We start from the raw sequence: 19789 nt of genomic DNA on the forward strand, positions 1-19789 counted from the left end.
CCCTTTAGCCATCGCGCAGCAGCCGGCAAGCATACCCACCGACTGCAACGAGGAATAAGCCTAGGGCGGAGATAGCGTATAACAAAGCCATGCCAGCACCGGCACCTGTCCCCAGAATTCCGCCAAAAATAGCTGCTAAAAAACCTCCCGGTTGCATGGCGGGTTCAAAGACGCGATCGGCAAGTGGACCTGCGATCAATAAACCGATCGCTGACGCCAATTGCACGATCACTGCTCTGGTAGCAAAAACGCGGCCCTGTACCTCTGGTGCGACTTTCGCCAGCCAGATTGCCTCGTTGGAACTGCCGAGGATGGGGAAATTGAAAGACGAACAAAATTGAGCGGGAATCCAGATGGAAAGCGCCTGACCGAAAGCAAAGACTATTTTACTCAAGCCCGCGCCTGCCATGCCGAGCAGAAAGCCCCGGATTCGGCGTTTGGGGCCGCCCCAAATACTGACGATCGATGCTCCTAAAACGCCGCCTGCCCCGGCGGCTGAAAGGATAGTACCGAGGATTCTGGCATTATTGCCGGTGCGTGCCAGTATCATCGGTGAGTAGAGGGCCGCGCCGATGTCGTGAGCAAACCAGAATAGCGAAAATGACACCAGCAAGGCAAGCAGGCTGGGACGCTGGACGATGTAGCGGAATCCGAAGCTGAGTTCTTGCAACAGGTGGGGGCGAGTCGGCTGGGGATTGGAGGCGATCGCGGGCTGGGGTATTTTGACACTTACTAGCGTGGCGATCGCGATTGTAAAAGTTGCCAGGTCGATCGTAAAAATCCCGCTCAACCCAATCACAGAATAGAGAATCCCCGCCAGCGTCGGAGCAATAATACTCGCGCCGTATTTTGCCAAAAAACTTAAACTGCTAGCGCGGCTGTAATGCTTTTCTGGCATCATTGTGGCGATCGCTGCGGAGTAAGCTAACTGCTGAAGTTGGTCAAAAATTCCGTTAATCGCAGCCGCTACATATATATGCCATATTTGCAGGTTTTGGCTGATATAAAGTAATAGGATAGTGAGCGTTAACAAAGCTGAAACCGCATCACCGCTCCCCATCAAAAATTTTCGATTCCAGCGATCGACGAGAATGCCAGCAACCGGAGCAAGCAAGATGCGCGGCAATTGAGTAAAAAACATCAACAAAGCCAAAGCCGTCACTTGACTGGTGGACTCCCAAATCCAAATAGTCAGCGCAAACGCGGACATAGCGCTGCCAATCATCGAAGCAGTTTGTCCGAGCCAGAGTTGAATAAATTTTTGCATTAAAGAAGCGATTGATAGGATTTAAAATTCAAAGGAGAGGGTTTTTAGGCAGGAGAATCACACCCGCATCAAACCGCACGCCGCTCTCCTTAAAACCAAGGCCATTGCTGGCTAAGTGGAGATAATTCTTCATATTGCTGTCTCGCCTCCTTGCGGTAAAATTTCGCCAAATGCCGCTGCCGCCACATTAGTACACCCGTAACAAACAGTACAATCGCTGCTAATCCTGCGATCGCTTGTACAAGTCGCAAGTAAATTCCGCCATAGCTGCCAATATGTAGCGGATAAAGCGAGTTTAGAATTCGATTTGCTACAGAAGCTGAATTTACACTGTCAGCCTGCAATATTTTGCCACTATATTGGTCGAGATAAATGGTGCTAACCCCGTTTGGGTGAGGCTCATTGGGAAATTTTTTCCGTACTTTAAAAGTTGCTTCAGCCTTCAAAGGCAGAGAAATAAAAGTGGTTTTAGCTTCCGGCCAAACGGTATTAACTTGGTGTAAGATTTCGTCAAGGTTTTGCCTCGAACTGCTAGAGTGGGGATGAGAAGTCAAGGCGGGATGTGGCTTTTCATTCGTGATCCAATAAAGCGTCGATTGAACCGGCGCGTAAAAAATTATCGCTGTTCCTGTAGCGGAGATGAGTATGAGAAAAGCGACCGATACAATGCCAGAAACGTTATGTAAATCAAATACAGTCCGCTGCCAGTGAGCTTGCCAATTAATAGAAAACCCGCGAGCCAAATTGCGCCAACCAGTCCACAATACCAAGCCAGTAAAAGTTAGTCCTAGCATTACTAGACCGCAAATACCTACAACAAGATGACCGAATTCTCCTCCCGCTAATTCCGCGTGTAACGTAAAAATAAAACCTGTAAAAGTTTCTTTCCAAAGGCGCCCGCCCGTAATTTTTCCACTGTAAGGATTGACATAAACGCTAAATATTTCCTCACTCTTTGACAGCATTGAAACTTGGCAAACATCCTCCGCTTCTCGTGGCAGCAAGATACTAAGAGCTTGATTTTGCGGATAAGCTTTTTCGACAATCTGCAGGACATTTTCCAGCGGTATCCGTTCGGCTTGAGGAATTACTTGCAGAAGTTGGGGATTGAAGAACCGCTCGATTTCGGAGCCGAAAATTAGCAAGCTGCCCGTTAAAGCAATTACTGCTAGAAATATTCCTACCACCAACCCCAAATACAAGTGCAGTTTGAATGCGAGTTTGCGGAACTTCATCTCTAAATTTTTCTCAAAGCCGTTAACTGTTGTCATTAAGGTAAAACCGATAGTCCGACAGGGAATGAATTCCCTGTCTCAAAGCTAAAGTCCTCGCTATGAGGACTGAGAAAAACACTTTTCAACTCATTAGTCCTCTTGAGAGGACTTTAGCTATTAGACAGGGGTTTCAACCCTTGGCGGACTAGCGGGTGGGCGCGAGGACTAGCGGACTAACAGCTTAAATGGACACCAATGGGTTATTGGAGTGTGCCTACGGGGATATTGAATCTACCTCATAAACCTGCAATCTGCTGTAATTACCAGTTAAGGCGGTAATTAACACTGAGAGTCAAACCTCTCCCTGCATAATTAGAGCTGTCCGATTCAAATCCAGCGGAGTATTGCGAGATCACGGGAAAATATTGATTATTCAATAAATTCTCGACTTTGACTTCTAGCAGCCCAGAGCCAATTTTAACCGCGCTGATGTAATCCAGTGTGAGATAGCTGCTAATCGGGCCGCCATCCGAGCCGTCTTTGAATGCTCGATCGCGATTTCCAGAATATAATAACTGTAACCGATTGTTCCATCCCGGCAAAGTTTCGTTTTGAACATAAGCTGTTAGCTTGAGTGGTGGAATTCGGCTGCTATCGAGGGCGAGGTAACTGTTTTCGTCCTCATATTCGCCTTGAATATAAGTAGCAGTCCCGCCGAGCGACCATGCTTGTCCAGGTTGCCAATCCAAAGTCCCTTCTAAGCCATAAATGCGTTCTGGGGAGCGCTGTAGTTCCAGGCGGCCTGTGTTGCCAACTGGTGTAAAACGGACTCCTAGATCGGAGGTATTGTAAAAAGCGGCAAGCGACACTTGCACGGATTGCCACCCTCCTCGAATGCCAATTTCGTAGCTGTTGACTTTTTGCGGTTGAGTTACTTCTAACGAAGATTCAATTCCGACAAAATCGTCGGGGGGTTGGCGGAGGATGCGGCCGAAATCTGGAACTGAGAAACCTTGAGAAAAGTTGCCAAATATGTTGAAGTTGTCAGTAATTTTATAGACAGCCCCTGTATTAAATAGGGTGGCGTTAAATTTGCGATCGCCTCCTTCGATCTGGCGCTCATTAAAAGTGGTATAATCATTGACGTTTAACCCGAGGCGTTCGTGACGTATCCCACCACTTAGAATGACGATATCGTCAATATTCCATTCCATTTGACCGAAAAAGCCAAGGCTGTTGAAAGTGTAAGGAGGGACGAAAGGACGCTCGGAGATTTTCCGGTAAACCCGACCGCCACTTGCGTCAAATCTCTCCGGGTCGTACAGGTCGAAACGCTGTCTGCTATCTTCAGTAACATAGTCAGATCCCCAAGTTAATCGAAGATTTTCGGCACGCGATAAAGGAGTGTTGATCGCAAGCCTTCCTCCTATTTGTTCGGTGTTGGTGCGCGAACGAGTAACACCGACAAACGGCCCAAAGAAATCGGACGTGCGGTAATCTGAAGGAACACCTACATTGGAATGCGTTCGATAGTAAATTTGACTTTGAAGGCTGCTGCCAAAAAGGTTTTGGTTGGTGTAACTTAAGTTGAGCTGTGTATTCCTATTTCCCGGTGTTTCCCCGGCGATATCCAAATTTCCGGTTCGGATGGCGCGGGCTTTTTGCCGTCCTTCCTGGTCGTCAACACTAAAGTCTGGAATTACATTGGGATCTTGAGTTTCCCGATAGTGATTGACAGTTAGTTGCAGCCGCTGTTCGGTGTCCAAATCTACCCCGACTTTGCCCATGACGTTGAAGAGGGTGCTGCTATCTCCGCCGAGTTCAAAAAAGGGAATGCGATCGCCTTTGGCATCGTAAAAAGCTCCACTTCTGGCGAGCGACACAGTGCCGGTCAGATCGAAATTACCCGTTCGGCCAGAAATTGTCTGCTGAGCGTTAAAGCCTAAAGCATCTCTTGTGTTTGTTAAAGCGCTACTGACGCCCACTTCAGTTACAGCAGTTAGCCTTTCCTCAGTTGGCCGACGAGTAATAATATTAACCACGCCACCTGTAGCCTGAGCGCCGTAGATTGCGGTAGACCCCCGCACTACTTCAATGCGTTCGATCGCACTGGGATCGATGTTTCTAAAATCCCTGACAAAAGATTGAAGATTGGTTGTTTGCGGCACGCCGTCAATCAGAACGGAAACGTTGCGACCCCGCAAAGTTTGACCATAAGTGCTCGTAGTTTGAGTCGGCGGCGCGAAACCGGGAACCTGATTTGCCAGAGCTTCCCCGACATTTCTCGATGCCCCTGTGTCCCGCTGAAGTTCTTCTGAGTCTATCACCGTTATAGAGCGCGGCACGTTTGTCACTCTTTCTGCGGTTCGTGTTGCAGTGACGACGATTTCAATCGGGTCTCTCCCCACCTGTGGCGTTCCGGGTGGCTGTGTCGGTGTTCCTGGTGGCTGTGCTGTAGGCGGTAAGGGTTCTCCGGGCGTTCCTGGTGGCTGCGCTGTAGGTGGCAAAGGTTCTCCGGGCGTCCCTGGTGGCTGCGCGGTCGGCGGTAAGGGTTCTCCGGGCGTCCCTGGTGGCTGCGCGGTCGGCGGTAAGGGTTCTCCGGGCGTTCCTGGCGGCTGCGCTGTAGGTGGCAAAGGTTCTGCGGGTATCTCTACCTGCTGCCCTGTCGGTGGCAAGGGTTCTCCGGGTGTCCCCGGCCGCTGTGTTGTAGGAGCCGGTGCAGGCGGGCGAGCAGTCATCTGCGAGGTGGGTTGTAAGCTGAGAATCAGACCTGCAGCGTTAGGAATCACCCGTGCCACTGGTTGGCCCCTCTCCCCAATGACTCTGATTCGGATGCTGTTGTTATCTAAAGGAGTAACGGTGACAGAAGCAATTCCCGCAGCCGGTTTGTCTTGACGAAACTCATTTCCCCCCGGTAGTCGCAGTTGAGCGGTGATGGCATCAACTTGTAAAGTTTCGCCAAAGGTGGTGGTGAAGACTTGCAGGGGTCTTCCATCTTCAGTGTCTAGGATGATTTCAATACCTTCTGACGTGGGGTTGAGGCGAACGCCCGTCACCTGCGCGATGTTGGAAGCGCACGCCGACTGAGCGACTACCGCCGACACGACTCCTGCCAGCCCAAGGCTACTTAATAATTTCTGCGATATGTTCATTAGTCTTGAATCAACAATTGATAGAACTTCGGATATGTGGTTTGCGTTGTTTGCACAACATGATTTGTGGCAGCGTTGCTGCTCTTCTGGGCAGGAGTGAAACTGACCTGCGGAAGATACGACCTAGTTGTCGGGCGCACATCGATCCGATTCTCCCGTCGCTAGCAGCCTTTGTCTGGCAGGAAGCGTGTGAGGGCGAAAGCCTCAGTCCGGTGGCCCTCTGGACGATCGCCCACGGTGGGCATTTTCCTCGGTTAAAGGAAGTAGTCGCTGGACGCTTAATGAGAAAGTGCCTTAATTAGATAACACAGCACTTACATCTGTCAAGAGTTAACTAATGAAAACTAATTGCATTTTAATATAGGGGGTCTGACCCCTCTACTTAGTTGTGCACCACTTGCCTATTATGGTTGCGGTAAGGGCTAGACAAACGATCGCCTAAAATGCTATGGCAAGAGTTAGAAAAGATTGTCATATAAGAAACCATAGGAGTCAACAAATTTGCTAAACGACTCTTGACAATAAATATCATCTAGCCTACTATGCTTAAAGTCGATAGCCGTAAAGCCCCTGAAGCTGATATCGAAGCTGGCTCGGACTGAAATCGCCCCGGAGCCATTGCCGAACAGCGCGATCGACAACAAAACCTCAAAACAAGCGCTAATACCCGAATTAAGACTAAAACGCGCTAATGGGAGACTCGTAACGCCCGACAACAGTTCACAGAAAGTCTATGTGGAAAGAATTTGGCGGAACTGGTTGGCGTACTGCAAACAAGATTTATAGGTAAAAAGAATCGATGAGTGACGCAAGCATTAAGGGAAACCAACTCACCGAAAGTTGTACCAATTTAGTAGAACTTCTAAAAAACAGAGCATTACACCAACCAGAGCAGAAATATACTTTTCTGTTAGACGGAAAAACTGAAACCGCCAGTTTGACTTATCGAGAGTTAGACGCGATCGCCCGATCGCACGCCGTGCGACTTCAGACATTGGGAGTCACTGGCGAACGAGCCTTACTGCTTTTCCCACCAGGATTGGACTATCTCGCCGCCTTTTTTGGATGTTTGTACGCCAAAGTGATCCCGGTTCCCCTCTATCCGCCGAAGTTGAAGCGGAATTTAGCGAAAATTAGTGCGATCGCCAAAGACGCAGGAGCAACATTTGCGATCGCTCCCGCGCGACACCTGGAAAATTTAGAGCAGCTATGCGAGCAAGCGCCGGAACTCAAAGGGCTGCACTGGCTGACAGCAGAGGCGCTTGGCGATGACGGCGAAAAGTGGCAGCAGCCACCCATCCATCCCGACGAAGTGGCTTATCTTCAGTACACTTCCGGCTCAACCTCCACCCCCAAAGGCGTAATGGTGAGCCACGCCAACGTTTTGTACAACATCGAATACATTCACCGAGGCTTTCACCACGATGCCGAAAGCGTTGCCGTAACGTGGCTTCCCCCCTTTCACGACATGGGGTTAATTGACGGATTGCTCAAACCTTTGTATCTGGGAATTCCCTCTTACTTCATGCCGCCAGCGGCGTTTATTCAGAACCCGATGTGCTGGTTGGAAGCGATTTCACGCTACAAAGCTACCCACAGCGGCGGGCCAAATTTTGCTTACGACTTGTGTGCTAGCAAAATAAGCAAAATCTTGGGCGATGGCCAAAAAATGCTCGACTTGAGTAGTTGGCGCGTCGCCTATAACGGCGCAGAACCCATCCACAAAGAAACCCTAGAGAGATTTACCAAAGCTTTTGAGCCCTGCGGTTTTCACGCGGATGCCTTTTGTCCTGCTTACGGAATGGCAGAAACCACGCTAAAAATTGCCACGGTTCGCAGCGGCGCAACACCGACTTTCTTACCTGTTGACGCTGGGGCGCTGGAAAATAATCACATTGTAGAAGTTGTGGAAGGCGAGGGGGGCGCGAGAACTTTAGTCGGCTGCGGTTTCCCTGAATTTGGCACTAAAGTTGCGATCGTCAATCCCGAATCTCTGACGCAATGCCAGCGGCAGGAAGTCGGAGAAATTTGGGTAGCTGGCGAAACAGTTGCGCGAGGCTATTGGAATCGCCCAGAAGAGACAGAAAAAACTTTTCAAGCATATGTTTCAGATACCAGCGAAGGGCCCTTTTTGCGAACCGGAGATTTAGGCTTTTTACGAGACGGAGAACTGTTTATTACAGGGCGACTCAAAGATTTGATTATCATCCGAGGTCGCAATCTTTACCCCCAAGATATAGAAAGAACTGCAGAGCGCAGCCATCCCAGTTTGCGGCAAGGGGCGATCGCGGCATTCTCGGTGGAAGTCGCAGGCGAAGAACAGCTCGTTATCGTGCAAGAATTACAATCTCGCAAAGCGCCGGATAATGCCGAGGAAATTATCAGCGCCATCCGCTCCAGCATTGCTCAAGAATATGAAGTGCAAGTTTATGGAGTAGTGCTGATTAAACCCGGAAGCATTCCGAAAACGACCAGCGGTAAAATTCAACGTCGCGCCGCCTATGCTGACTTTCTAGCTGACAATTTGGAAGTTGTCGCTAGTAGCGTTTTAGAGATATCTGATTTTGTTGAAATAGAGAATCGCCTCACGCGAGAAAATCTACTGACAGCCGAGTTAGCAGAACAGCAGGCACAGTTAGAAACCTATTTGCGACAGCAGGTAGCGAGGGTGCTGAAAGTCAGCATTTCTCAAATCCAATCGGCACAGGGTTTTAGTAACTTGGGTTTGGATTCATTGGCGGTATTTGAATTTAAAAATCAGATCGAAAGCGATCTAAAAATAGCTTTATCAATAGAAGACTTATTTCTGGAATTAAGCCTTGCTCAACTGGCTGCAAAAATTTTAGAAAATTTGGCAGAAGCCCCGAAAATTGCGTCTATTCAGGCAGTTGCTCGCCTACAAAACATCCCCCTGTCTTTTGCTCAAGAGCGCTTATGGTTCTTTGACCAATTGGAACCAGGAAACCCCTTTTATAACCTCTGCGGTGCAGTTCGGATCACAGGACAACTTAATGCAGAAGCACTCAGGCAAAGTATTGAGAAAATTATCGAGCGGCACGAGGTTTTGAGAACTGCGTTTGCCGCTGTGGAAGGGCAACCGATACAGGTTGTCGCTGCTGCAGGCGATTGGACGCTGCCGCTGATAGATTTGAGCGATCGCTCCCCAGACGATCGCGAGGCCCAGGTACAAAGGCTGTCTGCGGAAGAAGCGCGAGATCCCTTTGACTTGGGGCAAAGCTCTCTGCTGCGCGCCAAACTGCTGCGCCTCGACGAAACAGAGCACGTCTTACTTCTAACCGTGCATCATATCGTTTTTGATGGTTGGTCCCTGGGCGTATTTCTTCGGGAGTTGGCAGAATTTTATCAAGCTTTTTCTAGCGATCGTTTACCCTTGCTTTCCCCGCTGCCAATTCAATACGCCGACTTTGCCGCATGGCAGCGCCAGCAGTTGCAAGGAGAAATATTAGAGACGCAACTGGCTTACTGGAAGCAGCAGTTAAGCGGCAGTTTGCCGATTCTAAATTTACCAACAGACTTTCCTCGCCCCGCCGTTCAAACGTTCCAGGGTGCGAGACAAACTTGGGAGTTGCCCAAAGATTTGAGCTTGGTGCTGGTCCAAGTGGGCCAGCAAGAAAAAGCCACCCTATTTATGACATTGCTGGCAGCTTTCAAGACGCTGCTTTATCGCTACACGGGGCAGACAGATATTTTAGTTGGCTCTCCCATCGCCAACCGCAATCGCAGCGATATTGAATCATTAATTGGGTTTTTTGTCAATACTTTAGTGCTGCGGTCTGACTTAAATGGAAATCCGACTTTTCGAGAGTTGCTAAGGAGCGTGCGAGAGGTGGCATTAGGCGCTTACGCGCATCAAGATGTACCGATTGAGAAGCTTGTCGAGGAGTTGCAGCCAGAGCGAGATTTGAGCTACTCGCCACTGTTTCAAGTGGGGTTTGCCTTGCAAAACGGCTTGACGCAGACTCTAGAATTGCCAGGGCTGACCTTAAATTCCCATGAAATTGATACCGGAACGGCTAATTTCGACTTGATGCTATTTTTGGAAGAAACCGATCGGGGGTTGACGGCGACGTGGGAGTACAGCACCAGCCTGTTTCAACCCAGCACGATCGCGCGGATGCACGGGCATTTTCAGATTTTGCTCGAAGGAATTATCGCCAATCCCGACACGCGCATTTCAGAGTTGCCATTGTTGAGCGATCGCGATCGGCATCAACTCCTAATTGAGTGGAATAATACGCAAGTCGATTATCCAAAAGATTCCACCATTCACCAATTGTTTGAAGCGCAAGTACAGCAGACGCCGGATGCCGTTGCAGTAGTGTTTGAAAACCAACAACTGACTTATAAAGAGTTAAACCAAAAAGCGAATCAACTCGCGCACTACCTACAAAAACTCGGCGTCAAACCAGAAGTTTTGGTGGGAATTTGTACGGAGCGATCGCTCGATACAATTGTCGGCATTCTGGGAATATTAAAAGCCGGGGGCGCTTACGTTCCGCTCGATCCAACCTACCCGCGCGATCGCTTGGCTTTCACGTTAGAAGACGCGCAAATTTCGCTGCTGATAACCCAGAAAAAATGGGCGAATATCTTGCCAGAATCCCGCGCAGAAATCGTCGAAATAGAGCAGTGGAAAGCGTCCGATAATCTTTCTGAAACCTCCCCCTTTGAGGTTAAAATAGAGCGACCAAATTCTTCTAGTTTAGCCTATGTAATTTATACATCAGGCTCCACTGGCAGGCCCAAAGGAGTCGCGATCGAACACCGCAGCGCCATTGCCTTTTTGCACTGGGCAAAACAGATTTTTTCGCCGTCTGAACAGGAAGGAGTTCTCGCTTCAACATCGATTGGCTTTGATTTATCAGTTTTTGAGATATTCGCGCCTCTAAGCTGGGGCGGCACAGTTATCTTGGCAGAAAATGCCTTGCACTTGCCAACTTTAAAAGCAGCAGAAAAAGTAACGCTGATTAATACCGTTCCCAGCGCTATCGCCGAATTACTGAGAATTAATGGCATTCCCAAAACAGTCCGCACCGTCAATTTAGCAGGCGAAGCGCTGCCGAATACTCTAGCGCAACAGCTTTATGAGCTTCCTCACATTCAAAAAGTTTTCAATCTTTACGGCCCCTCAGAAGATACCACCTATTCAACCTTCGCTTTAATTGAAAAAGGTGCCGAGAGAATAGCACCTATTGGCCGCCCAATTGCCAACACGCAGATTTATTTATTAGATCGGCACCTACAGCCAGTGCCAGTAGGGGTATTCGGAGAACTGCATATCGGCGGTGACGGATTAGCAAGAGGATATCTCAATCGCCCAGAATTAAACGCTGAGAAATTCATCCCAAACCCTTACAGCGATCGCCCAGAGGCGCGTCTTTACAAAACGGGAGACTTGGCACGCTATCTTCCAGATGGAAACATTGAGTTTCTCGGTCGCATTGACAATCAGGTCAAGGTGCGGGGCTTCCGCATCGAACTCGGCGAGATTGAAGCGGCATTAAGCCAGCACCGGAACGTGCGACAAGCTGTGGTTGTGGTTCGAGAAGATGAACCAGGCAATAAATGTTTAGTGGCTTATGCAGTGCTCAGCCAAGAGGGCGCGATCGCTGCAAGTGAATTGCGTTCTTTCCTGAAGGAGAAGCTGCCGGAATATATGCTGCCTTCAGCTTTTGTGCTGCTAGAGGCGCTGCCGCTGACGCCGAATGGAAAAGTAGACCGCAAAGCACTTAGAGCGTGCGATACAGAAAACTTCCCATTAAACGCCGCTTTTGCACCGCGCACTCCGGAAGAACAGTTACTCGCTGAAATTTGGAGTAAGGTTCTCGGCGTCAAACAAATAGGAATTGACGACAATTTCTTCGAGTTGGGAGGACATTCCCTGCTGGCAACGCAACTCATTGCTAAAGTGCGAGAAATGTTTCAGGTAGAGTTGCCGCTACGCAGTTTGTTTCAGTCTCCGACGGTGGAAAGTTTGGCAGAGGCGATCGCCATCGCTAAAGCGCAGCAGACGAGCGAACCCCGCGCCCTTGTGCAGCTGCCGGAAATCGTCCCCGATCCTCAAAATCGCTGGGAACCCTTTGGGCTCAATGAAATGCAGCAGGCTTACTGGCTCGGGAGAAATAGCTTTTTTGAAATGGGGAATGTCGCCATTCACGGCTATGTAGAAATTGAAGGCGACGATATAGATTTAGAGCGGTTTAGCCTCGCGTGGCAGCGAGTGGTGGAACGCCACGATATGCTGCGCGCGATCGTCCATCCAGACGGGCAACAGCAAATTTTAGAAACAGTGCCAGCTTATGCAATTCCAGTATTAGATTTGCGCGGACAAAGCCCAGAGGCGGTGAATTCCCAACTCGAAGCAATTCGCGAGTCCCTGTCTCACCAAGTGCTGCCGCTCGATCGCTGGCCGCTTTTCGAGATTCGCGCCTCGCTTCTGAGCGATCGCCGCATCCGCTTGCACGTCAGCATTGACGCCTTGTGCATTGACGGCTGGAGCTATCAAATTCTCTTCCGAGATTTGGTGACGTTTTACCGTAATCCCAACGCAGCGATCGCGCCTTTGCAACTGTCATTCCGCGACTACGTTTTAGCGGCGATCGCGCTCCAAGATTCCTCATTTTTCCAGCAATCTTTAGAGTATTGGAAAAATCGCCTCGCCACTCTGCCACCAGCGCCCGAACTCCCCTTAGCCAAGCATCCGAGTTCCCTGACACAGCCTCGCTTCAAGCGCTGGAGCGCTCAGCTAGAGCCGGAAACGTGGAAAAAACTTAAAGCCAGAGCCGCGCGATCGGCGCTTTCTCCCACAGGCGTTTTGCTGGCTGCTTATGCCGAAGTTCTGGGCCTGTGGAGCAAAAGCCCTCGGTTTACCCTCAACGTGCCGCGCTTCAATCGCCTTTCGCTGCACCCGCAAGTCAACGACATTATCGGCGAGTTTGCCTCGTTTACTTTGCTGGAGGTAGACAACTCGCGCCGAGAAAGTTTTGAAGTTCGGGCGAAACGCCTGACTCAGCAGCTTTGGCACGATTTAGAGCACCAGTACGTCAGCGGCGTGCGCGTTTTGCGAGAATTGGCGCAACTGCACCGGATGACATCGGCGGCACCGATGCCAGTGGTATTCACGACTAATCCGCAGAATAACCCCGGACAAAGCGATTCTTCCATACTGGGCGCGATCGCAGAAATCGGAGAGGTTGTTTACGTCGTCGGTCAAACTCCCCAAGTTTGGATAGACAATCAGTACAGCGAAGCTGGCGGCACTCTATTCTTGAACTGGGATGCGGTGGAAGAACTCTTCCCCCAAGGGCTAATCGACGATATGTTTGACGCCTACTGCCGCCTGTTGCAGCGCCTCGCAAGCTCGGAGTCAGCTTGGCAAGAAGAGGCGCAGTTGCAGCAGCAACCCGTCGCTAAGGGCATCGAAGCAGCCATTCCCGATGTATTGCTGCACGAGTTGTTTGCTCAGAAAGTCGCCTCGCGATCGCAGCAATCCGCCGTGATTACTTCAACGCGCACCCTCACCTACGAGGAACTATATCTGCGATCGAATCAAGTCGCTCACCGATTGCGGAAGCTGGGAACTCGCCCCAACCAGTTGGTGGCCGTCGTCATGGAAAAAGGATGGGAGCAAATCGTCGCTGTGCTGGGCATTCTCGCATCCGGGGCAGCTTATTTGCCCGTAGATGCGGCGCTACCAAAAGAGCGGCTGTGGTATTTGCTGGAAAATGGCGAGGTTGAGATTGTTTTGACGCAATCTCAGTTAAATCAGCGCCTGGAATGGCCGGAAAATGTGTGGCGAATTTGTCTCGATACCGACGAATTGGCTGCCGAAAGCAGCGAAGCTTTGGAGTCGGTGCAGGAACCGGAAGATTTAGCCTATGTGATTTATACTTCCGGCTCAACTGGCTTGCCGAAAGGCGTGGCGATCGCGCACCGAGGTGCAGTCAATGCGATCGCTCAGACCAACCAAGTGTTTAATGTGATCGAGTGCGATCGCGCGATCGCAGTCACCGCACTGCACCACGATATGTCGGTTTACGATATCTTCGGCATCCTAGCGGCAGGGGGCGCGATCGTCGTTCCCGATGCCGCACAACGGCTAGACCCCGCTCACTGGGCCCAATTGATGGTAAAAGAGCGCGTCACCATTTGGAACTCGGTTCCCCCGATGATGGAAATGCTGCTCGATTATGCTGCCGGACGTTCTGAAGTGTTGCCGGAGTGCTTGCGCTGGGCGTTTCTCGGCGGAGACTGGATACCGATAACGCTCCCTGAGAGGTTAAGGGCGATCGTCAAAGAATGCCGCGTTGTTAGCGTCGGCGGACCAACCGAAACTACCCTTTGGAATATTTGGTATCCGGTAGAAACTGTTGATTCTTCTTGGAACAGCATTCCCTACGGATCGCCGATCGCCAATACACGCTATTACATTTTGAATCAAAGGCTGGAAGACTGTCCCGTCTGGGTTGCCGGCGAGATGTGCTGTGCCGGAGTGGGACTAACAAAAGGATACTGGCGGAATGAAGAAAAAACTCGCGCCAGCTTCCTCACGCACCCCGTCACGGGCGAACGCTTGTACCGAACGGGAGATTTAGGGCGCTTTCTCCCTGACGGCAACATCGAATTTTTAGGGCGAGAAGACTTCCGCATCAAAATTCGCGGATTCCGCATTGAGGCGGGAGAAATTGAAGCCGCTTTGAACCAGCACCCAGCAGTGCGATCGTGTGTAGTAACGGCATTCGGGGAAGATCGCAGTCAGAAACGGTTAATAGCCTATGTGGTTCCCCAACAAAATGCAGCGCCAGAAACTTGCGAATTGCGGCAATTTCTGAGCCAAAAGCTGCCCGAATATATGCTGCCGTCTGCATTTGTCATGCTGGAGGCGCTGCCGCTATCTGCCAATGGAAAAGTAGACCGCAAAGCTCTTCCCGCACCCGATGCCGCCTTTCTTCCGAAAACCTTTGTCGCGCCTAACACCCCGGTTGAAAAAGTTCTCGCAGGCATCTGGGCTGAAATACTCGGAGTGGAAAAAATCGGCATTCACGACAACTTTTTTATCGATTTAGGAGGGCACTCCCTACTAGCAACGCAAATCATCTCAGCGGTGCGCGACACCTTCGGGGTAGATGTCCCCCTGCGCTCCTTCTTCGAGTCGCCTACCGCATCCGAGCAAGCCGCTGCCCTGGTGGAAAATCCCGCGCAGCGAGAGAACGTTGAAAATACCGCTCAATTGCTGCTGAGTCTTGCGGAACTTTCCGATGAAGAAGTAGAGCGAATGCTAGCCGAGAAAACTTCTCTCCCCGATCGGGAATTGGCCATCGCCTCTCCCTCTACTTATTAATTCCAGCAGTCTAGTCAAAATTAATCAGGGTCAAATGAGCTATTTGAAACTATCTGCAAAAAAACGCGCATTGCTGGAAGTGATGCTACGAGAAAAGGGGGTAGAATCCTCAAGCGATCGCAGGATTCCTAGAAGGAAAGAAGGCGACTCGCTCCCCTTGTCTTTCGCCCAGCAACGGCTGTGGTTTTTCGACCAGTTCGAGGCAGGAAAATCTTTCTACAATCTCCCAGGCGCTATCCGGCTCAAAGGCAAATTAAATGTCGCCGTGTTGGAGCAAACTTTCAACGAAATCATCAACCGGCACGAAGCTTTGCGCTCGACTTTTACTGAGGTTCAGGGACAGCCCGTTCAAGTCATTGCTCCCCCTGTTTCTCGCCTGCCGCTGCCAGTAATAGACCTGCGAGAACTGCCCCAGAGCGATCGAGAGGCAGCCGTAAAGCAGCTATCTGCAAAGGAAGCGCAACAGCCCTTTGACTTAGAACGAGGCCCCTTGCTGCGAACATCTTTGCTAGAGCTTAGCGAAGAAGAATACGTCCTGCTGCTGACGATGCACCACATCGTTTCAGATGGCTGGTCGATAGGAGTGCTGGCGCGGGAACTGGCGGCAATTTACGAAGCCTTATCCGCCGGAAACCAACCGCAGCTTCCAGAGCTTCCCGTGCAGTATGCCGACTTTGCGATCTGGCAGCGCAACTGGCTCTGCGGCGAAGTGCTGCAAACTCAGCTTGCGTACTGGAAGCAACAGTTGGAGGGAGCGCCTCCCTTGCTGGAACTGCCTGCCGATCGACCCCGACCTCCAATTCAGACCTCCGAAGGCGCAACCCAGTCGGTATTGCTGTCTCAGGAGCTGACAGCAGCCCTCAAAAACCTCAGCCAGCGGGAGGACGTTACCCTGTTTATGACGCTGCTGGCGGCATTTAAAGCGCTGCTTTACCGCTATACAGGGCGGACAGACTTGCTAGTCGGCTCGCCGATCGCCAACCGCAACCGCGCGGAAATTGAAGGGCTCATTGGCGTATTCGTCAATACGCTGGTGTTGCGGACTGACGTTTCCGGCGATCCTACTTTTCGAGAATTGCTTCAACGCTTGCGCGAGGTGACTTTGGGAGCCTACGCGCACCAAGACTTGCCATTTGAGAAACTGGTTGAGGAACTGCAACCCGAGCGCAGTCTGAGTTATAACCCGGTATTTCAGGTTATGTTCCAGTTGCGGAACAACCCCATGCCGCCCTTGGAGCTGCCCGGATTGACTTTAAGTATGCTCGAGGTCGAAACCAATACGACGCAGTGTGATTTGAGCTTGGATTTAGAAGAAGTGGGGGAAAGGCTGCAAGCCTCAGTGGAATACAGCACGGATTTGTTCGATCGCGCCACCATTACCCGGATGCTCGGACACCTGCAAACCTTGTTGGAAGGTATCGCCGCTCATCCAGAGCAGCACCTCTCCAGCTTGCCCCTGCTGACTGCTGCCGAAAAGCAGCAACTGCTGCAGTGGAATAACACCAATACGGGTTATTTGCCCAACCAGTGCCCGCAGGATCTGTTTGAAAAACAGGTGGAGCAAACCCCCGACGCCCCGGCGGCAGTCTTTGACAACCAACAGCTAACCTACCGACAGCTCAACGCCAAGGCAAACCAAATCGCGCATTACTTGCAAAAGCTGGGAGCAAGCCCAGAGGTGCTGGTGGGCGTTTGCGCCGATCGCTCCCTGGAGGCGATCGCGGCTTTTCTGGGCGTCCTCAAAGCAGGTGCAGCCTACCTGCCCCTAGACCCCGCTTACCCGCCGAAGCGCTTGGCTTATATGCTCGAAGACGCCGGGGCACCACTGCTGCTGACGCAACAACACCTGTTAAACAAGCTCCCCCCGCACTCCTGCAAAGTCGTTTGTTTGGACGCAGACTGGGAGCAAGTTGCCCTGGAGAGCGAAGAAAACCCCTCTAACACAGCCACGCCTGAAAACCTCGCTTACGTTACCTACACCTCGGGTTCTACTGGACGCTCTAAAGGGGTGGCAGTCAATCGCAGCAGTCTGGTCAATGCCTATTTAGGCTGGGAAACCGCTTATGAGCTTCGCTCTGGGGTAACATCTCACCTGCAGATGGCCAGCTTCTCATTCGACGTTTTTAGCGGCGACTTGATGCGATCGCTGTGTTCTGGCGGCAAACTGGTGCTGTGCGATCGCGATTTGCTGCTCGCGCCGCAGGAACTCTACGAACTGATGCGGCAGCAAAAGATCGACTTTGCCGAATTCGTTCCCGCCGTCTTGAGGAACCTGATCCAGTACCTAGAAGAGAGCGGACAGCGGCTCGACTTTATGAAAATCCTCGTCTGCGGCTCAGACAGTTGGTATGCCTCGGAATATGAAAAATTCCGGCAATTTTGCGGCCCTGAAACTCGGTTGATTAACTCGTTTGGCATCACTGAAGCCACCATAGACAGTTGCTATTTTGAAAGCGCGACGGGAAATTTAGCGGGCGAGCAGTTAGTGCCCATCGGACGGCCCTTTCCCAACACCCAGCTTTACATCTTAGACGCTGCCTTGGGGCCCGTGCCGATCGGCGTTCCCGGAGAACTGCACGTCGGCGGTGCAGGCTTGGCGCGGGGCTATCTCAACCGCCCCGAATTAACCGCTGAGAAATTCATTGCCAACCCCTTCTGCGAAGAAATTTCTTCTTTCCTGCCTTCAAATCGCCTTTACAAAACTGGGGATTTAGCTCGCTACTTGCCAGACGGCAATATCGAGCTAATTGGTCGCGCCGACAATCAGGTGAAAATTCGCGGATTCCGCATTGAGCTGGCAGAGATTGAGGCGGCACTCTCCCAGCATCCGGCCGTGCGGGAAAGTGCGGTTTTGGTGTGGTCCGAGACGAACGCTCGCAAGCGTCTGGTTGCTTACGTCGTCCCCGATGCCCGCGTAGGGGCGGGCACGGGGGCACCGCCCCTACAGTTATCTTCTAGCGAGCTGCGCCAGTTCCTGCAAGAACGCTTACCAGAGTATATGGTGCCGTCTGCCTTCGTCTTGCTGGAGAAATTGCCTCTAACGCCTAACGGCAAGCTCGATCGGGCTGCGCTGCCAGCGCCCGACTTGACGCGATCCGAATTGGAAGAGACTTTCGCGGCTCCTTGCAGCAGCATCGAGCAGCAGCTAGCCAGTATTTGGATGGAGGTTCTCGGAATCGAGCGAGTGGGCATACACGACAACTTTTTCGAGTTGGGCGGAGATTCGATTCTCAGCATTCAGATTGTCGCCAAAGCCAATCGAGCGGGGATTCAACTGACTCCCAAACTGCTATTCCAGCACCAGACGATCGCGTTTCTGGCAGCCGCTGCTGGCACTGTCGAGGCTGTGCGAGCCGAGCAAAAACCGGTGACGGGCGCGGTGCCGCTGACTCCCGTGCAGCAGTGGTTCTTTGAAGAAAATTTTGCCTTTGGGCACCACTGGAATCAAGCCGTGATGTTAGAAGTGCGGCAACCCCTCGAAGCAGTGCTGCTGGAGCGAGCGTTCGCGCAACTTCTGACGCACCACGACGCCCTGCGCCTGCGCTTTGCGCCCGGGGAATCTGGCTGGCAGCAGTTCAATGCCGAACCGGGGGGAGCCGTGCCGTTTGAAAAATTAGATTTATCTAATTTATTGACAAGCGATCAAAATTGTGCACTTGAGTCTAAGACCAATGAAGTACAGGCAAGCTTAAACCTGTCAGAAGGGCCGATCGCGCGCGCTGTTCTGTTCGATCTGGGGGCCCAGCAACCTTCGCGCCTGCTAATAGTTATCCACCACTTAGCTGTCGATGGCGTATCGTGGCGAATTTTGCTGGAAGACTTGCAGAATGCCTGCGAGCAGTTGAGCAGGGGTCTTGCAATCTCGCTGCCGCCGAAGACGACATCTTTCAAACAGTGGGCACAGCGGCTGGTTGAATACGCTCAGTCAGAAGCGTTGCACCAAGAATTCGATTACTGGCAGGCACACCTGCAAAAGCCGATTTCTCCCCTGCCAGTAGATTTCGCTGGGGGAAGCAATGCGGTAGCGCAGTCGCGCATCGTGTCGGTGGCGATCGCAGCAGAAGACACTAACGTCTTGCTGCACGAAGTTCCCAAAGTCTACCGAACCCAAATTAACGACGTTCTGCTGGCAGCACTGGCGTGGGCGTTTGCCCAGTGGACCCTAGAGCCATCGCTGCTGGTTGATTTAGACGGGCACGGGCGGGAAGATATCTTCCCAGATGCAGACGTTTCGCGGACTGTGGGTTGGTTTACCTCCGTGTTTCCGGTACTGCTGTCGATCGGCGAGGCTTCCACTCCCGCAGATGGCTTAAAGGCTGTGAAAGAACAGTTGCGCGCCATCCCGAATCGCGGTATGGGTTACGGGTTGCTGCGATATCTCGCTGGCGGCGAAATTTCCCAGAAATTGCGCTCGCTCCCTCCAGCGGAGGTGAGTTTCAATTACTTCGGACAGTTCGACCAAGTTCTCCCTGAATCATCTTTATTTGCGCTGTCTGGGGAATCCGTCGGGCAGCCTTTTAGCCCCGAAGGAAACCGCAGCTATTTGATAGAAATTAACGGATTTGTTGCGGGCGGGCAGTTGCGAATGGATTGGACTTACAGCGAGGAAATTCACCGACGTTCTACGGTGGAGAATTTAGCGCAAAAATTTGCCGAAGCCCTGCGAGCGATCGCCCTGGCTTCCCAGGAACCCGAAGCAGTCGGCTGCACTCCCTCTGACTTTGCAGAATTCAAGTGGAGCCAGTGGACGCAAAACGACCTAGAAGACATTCTTTCAGCAATTGGAAAAGTTTGA

6 protein-coding genes are annotated in these 19789 nt (G+C 51.4%); 3 read left to right on the forward strand and 3 right to left on the reverse strand.

The window, feature by feature from the left end; translation table 11 throughout:
* Positions 1-4: 4 nt before the first annotated feature.
* From QUA62_RS06585 to QUA62_RS06595, 3 genes are all read right to left on the reverse strand, one after another.
* Positions 5-1267: an MFS transporter gene (locus QUA62_RS06585; RefSeq protein ID WP_333403142.1), complete on the reverse strand. Its 1263-nt coding sequence runs from the start codon at positions 1265-1267 to the stop codon at positions 5-7.
* A gap of 89 nt (positions 1268-1356) precedes the next feature.
* Positions 1357-2538, reverse strand: coding sequence for a PepSY-associated TM helix domain-containing protein (locus QUA62_RS06590; protein WP_333403143.1), 1182 nt, complete (start codon positions 2536-2538; stop codon positions 1357-1359).
* A 263-nt stretch (positions 2539-2801) separates the two neighbouring features.
* Positions 2802-5633, reverse strand: coding sequence for a TonB-dependent receptor domain-containing protein (locus tag QUA62_RS06595; RefSeq protein WP_333403145.1), 2832 nt, complete (start codon positions 5631-5633; stop codon positions 2802-2804).
* A 50-nt stretch (positions 5634-5683) separates the two neighbouring features.
* Between QUA62_RS06595 and QUA62_RS06600 the strand changes: the two genes are divergently transcribed.
* The 3 genes from QUA62_RS06600 to QUA62_RS06610 all read left to right on the forward strand — a co-directional run bounded on the left by QUA62_RS06600 (position 5684) and on the right by QUA62_RS06610 (position 19789).
* The gene (locus QUA62_RS06600) at positions 5684-5935 is read left to right on the forward strand and encodes a hypothetical protein (RefSeq protein ID WP_333403147.1); all 252 of its coding nucleotides are present in this window, start codon (positions 5684-5686) and stop codon (positions 5933-5935) included.
* Between the two features lie 497 nt (positions 5936-6432).
* Complete coding sequence (locus QUA62_RS06605) at positions 6433-14994, forward strand: amino acid adenylation domain-containing protein (protein WP_333403149.1); 8562 nt, start codon at positions 6433-6435, stop codon at positions 14992-14994.
* A gap of 34 nt (positions 14995-15028) precedes the next feature.
* Positions 15029-19789 carry an amino acid adenylation domain-containing protein gene (locus QUA62_RS06610; protein WP_333403151.1) on the forward strand — a complete coding sequence of 1587 codons (4761 nt, stop codon included), beginning with the start codon at positions 15029-15031 and terminating at the stop codon, positions 19787-19789.

The organism is Microcoleus sp. MON1_C1 (assembly GCF_036701945.1).
In the GTDB taxonomy this organism is placed as follows: domain Bacteria; phylum Cyanobacteriota; class Cyanobacteriia; order Cyanobacteriales; family Microcoleaceae; genus Microcoleus.

What these genes read in the sequence shown, in the direction of transcription:
- QUA62_RS06605 (WP_333403149.1), top strand. Translation starts at nt 6,433, where the DNA reads ATGAGTGACGCAAGCATTAAGGGAAACCAACTCACCGAAAGTTGTACC.
- QUA62_RS06595 (WP_333403145.1), bottom strand. Translation starts at nt 5,633, where the DNA reads ATGAACATATCGCAGAAATTATTAAGTAGCCTTGGGCTGGCAGGAGTC.
- QUA62_RS06590 (WP_333403143.1), bottom strand. Translation starts at nt 2,538, where the DNA reads ATGACAACAGTTAACGGCTTTGAGAAAAATTTAGAGATGAAGTTCCGC.
- QUA62_RS06585 (WP_333403142.1), bottom strand. Translation starts at nt 1,267, where the DNA reads ATGCAAAAATTTATTCAACTCTGGCTCGGACAAACTGCTTCGATGATT.
- QUA62_RS06610 (WP_333403151.1), top strand. Translation starts at nt 15,029, where the DNA reads ATGAGCTATTTGAAACTATCTGCAAAAAAACGCGCATTGCTGGAAGTG.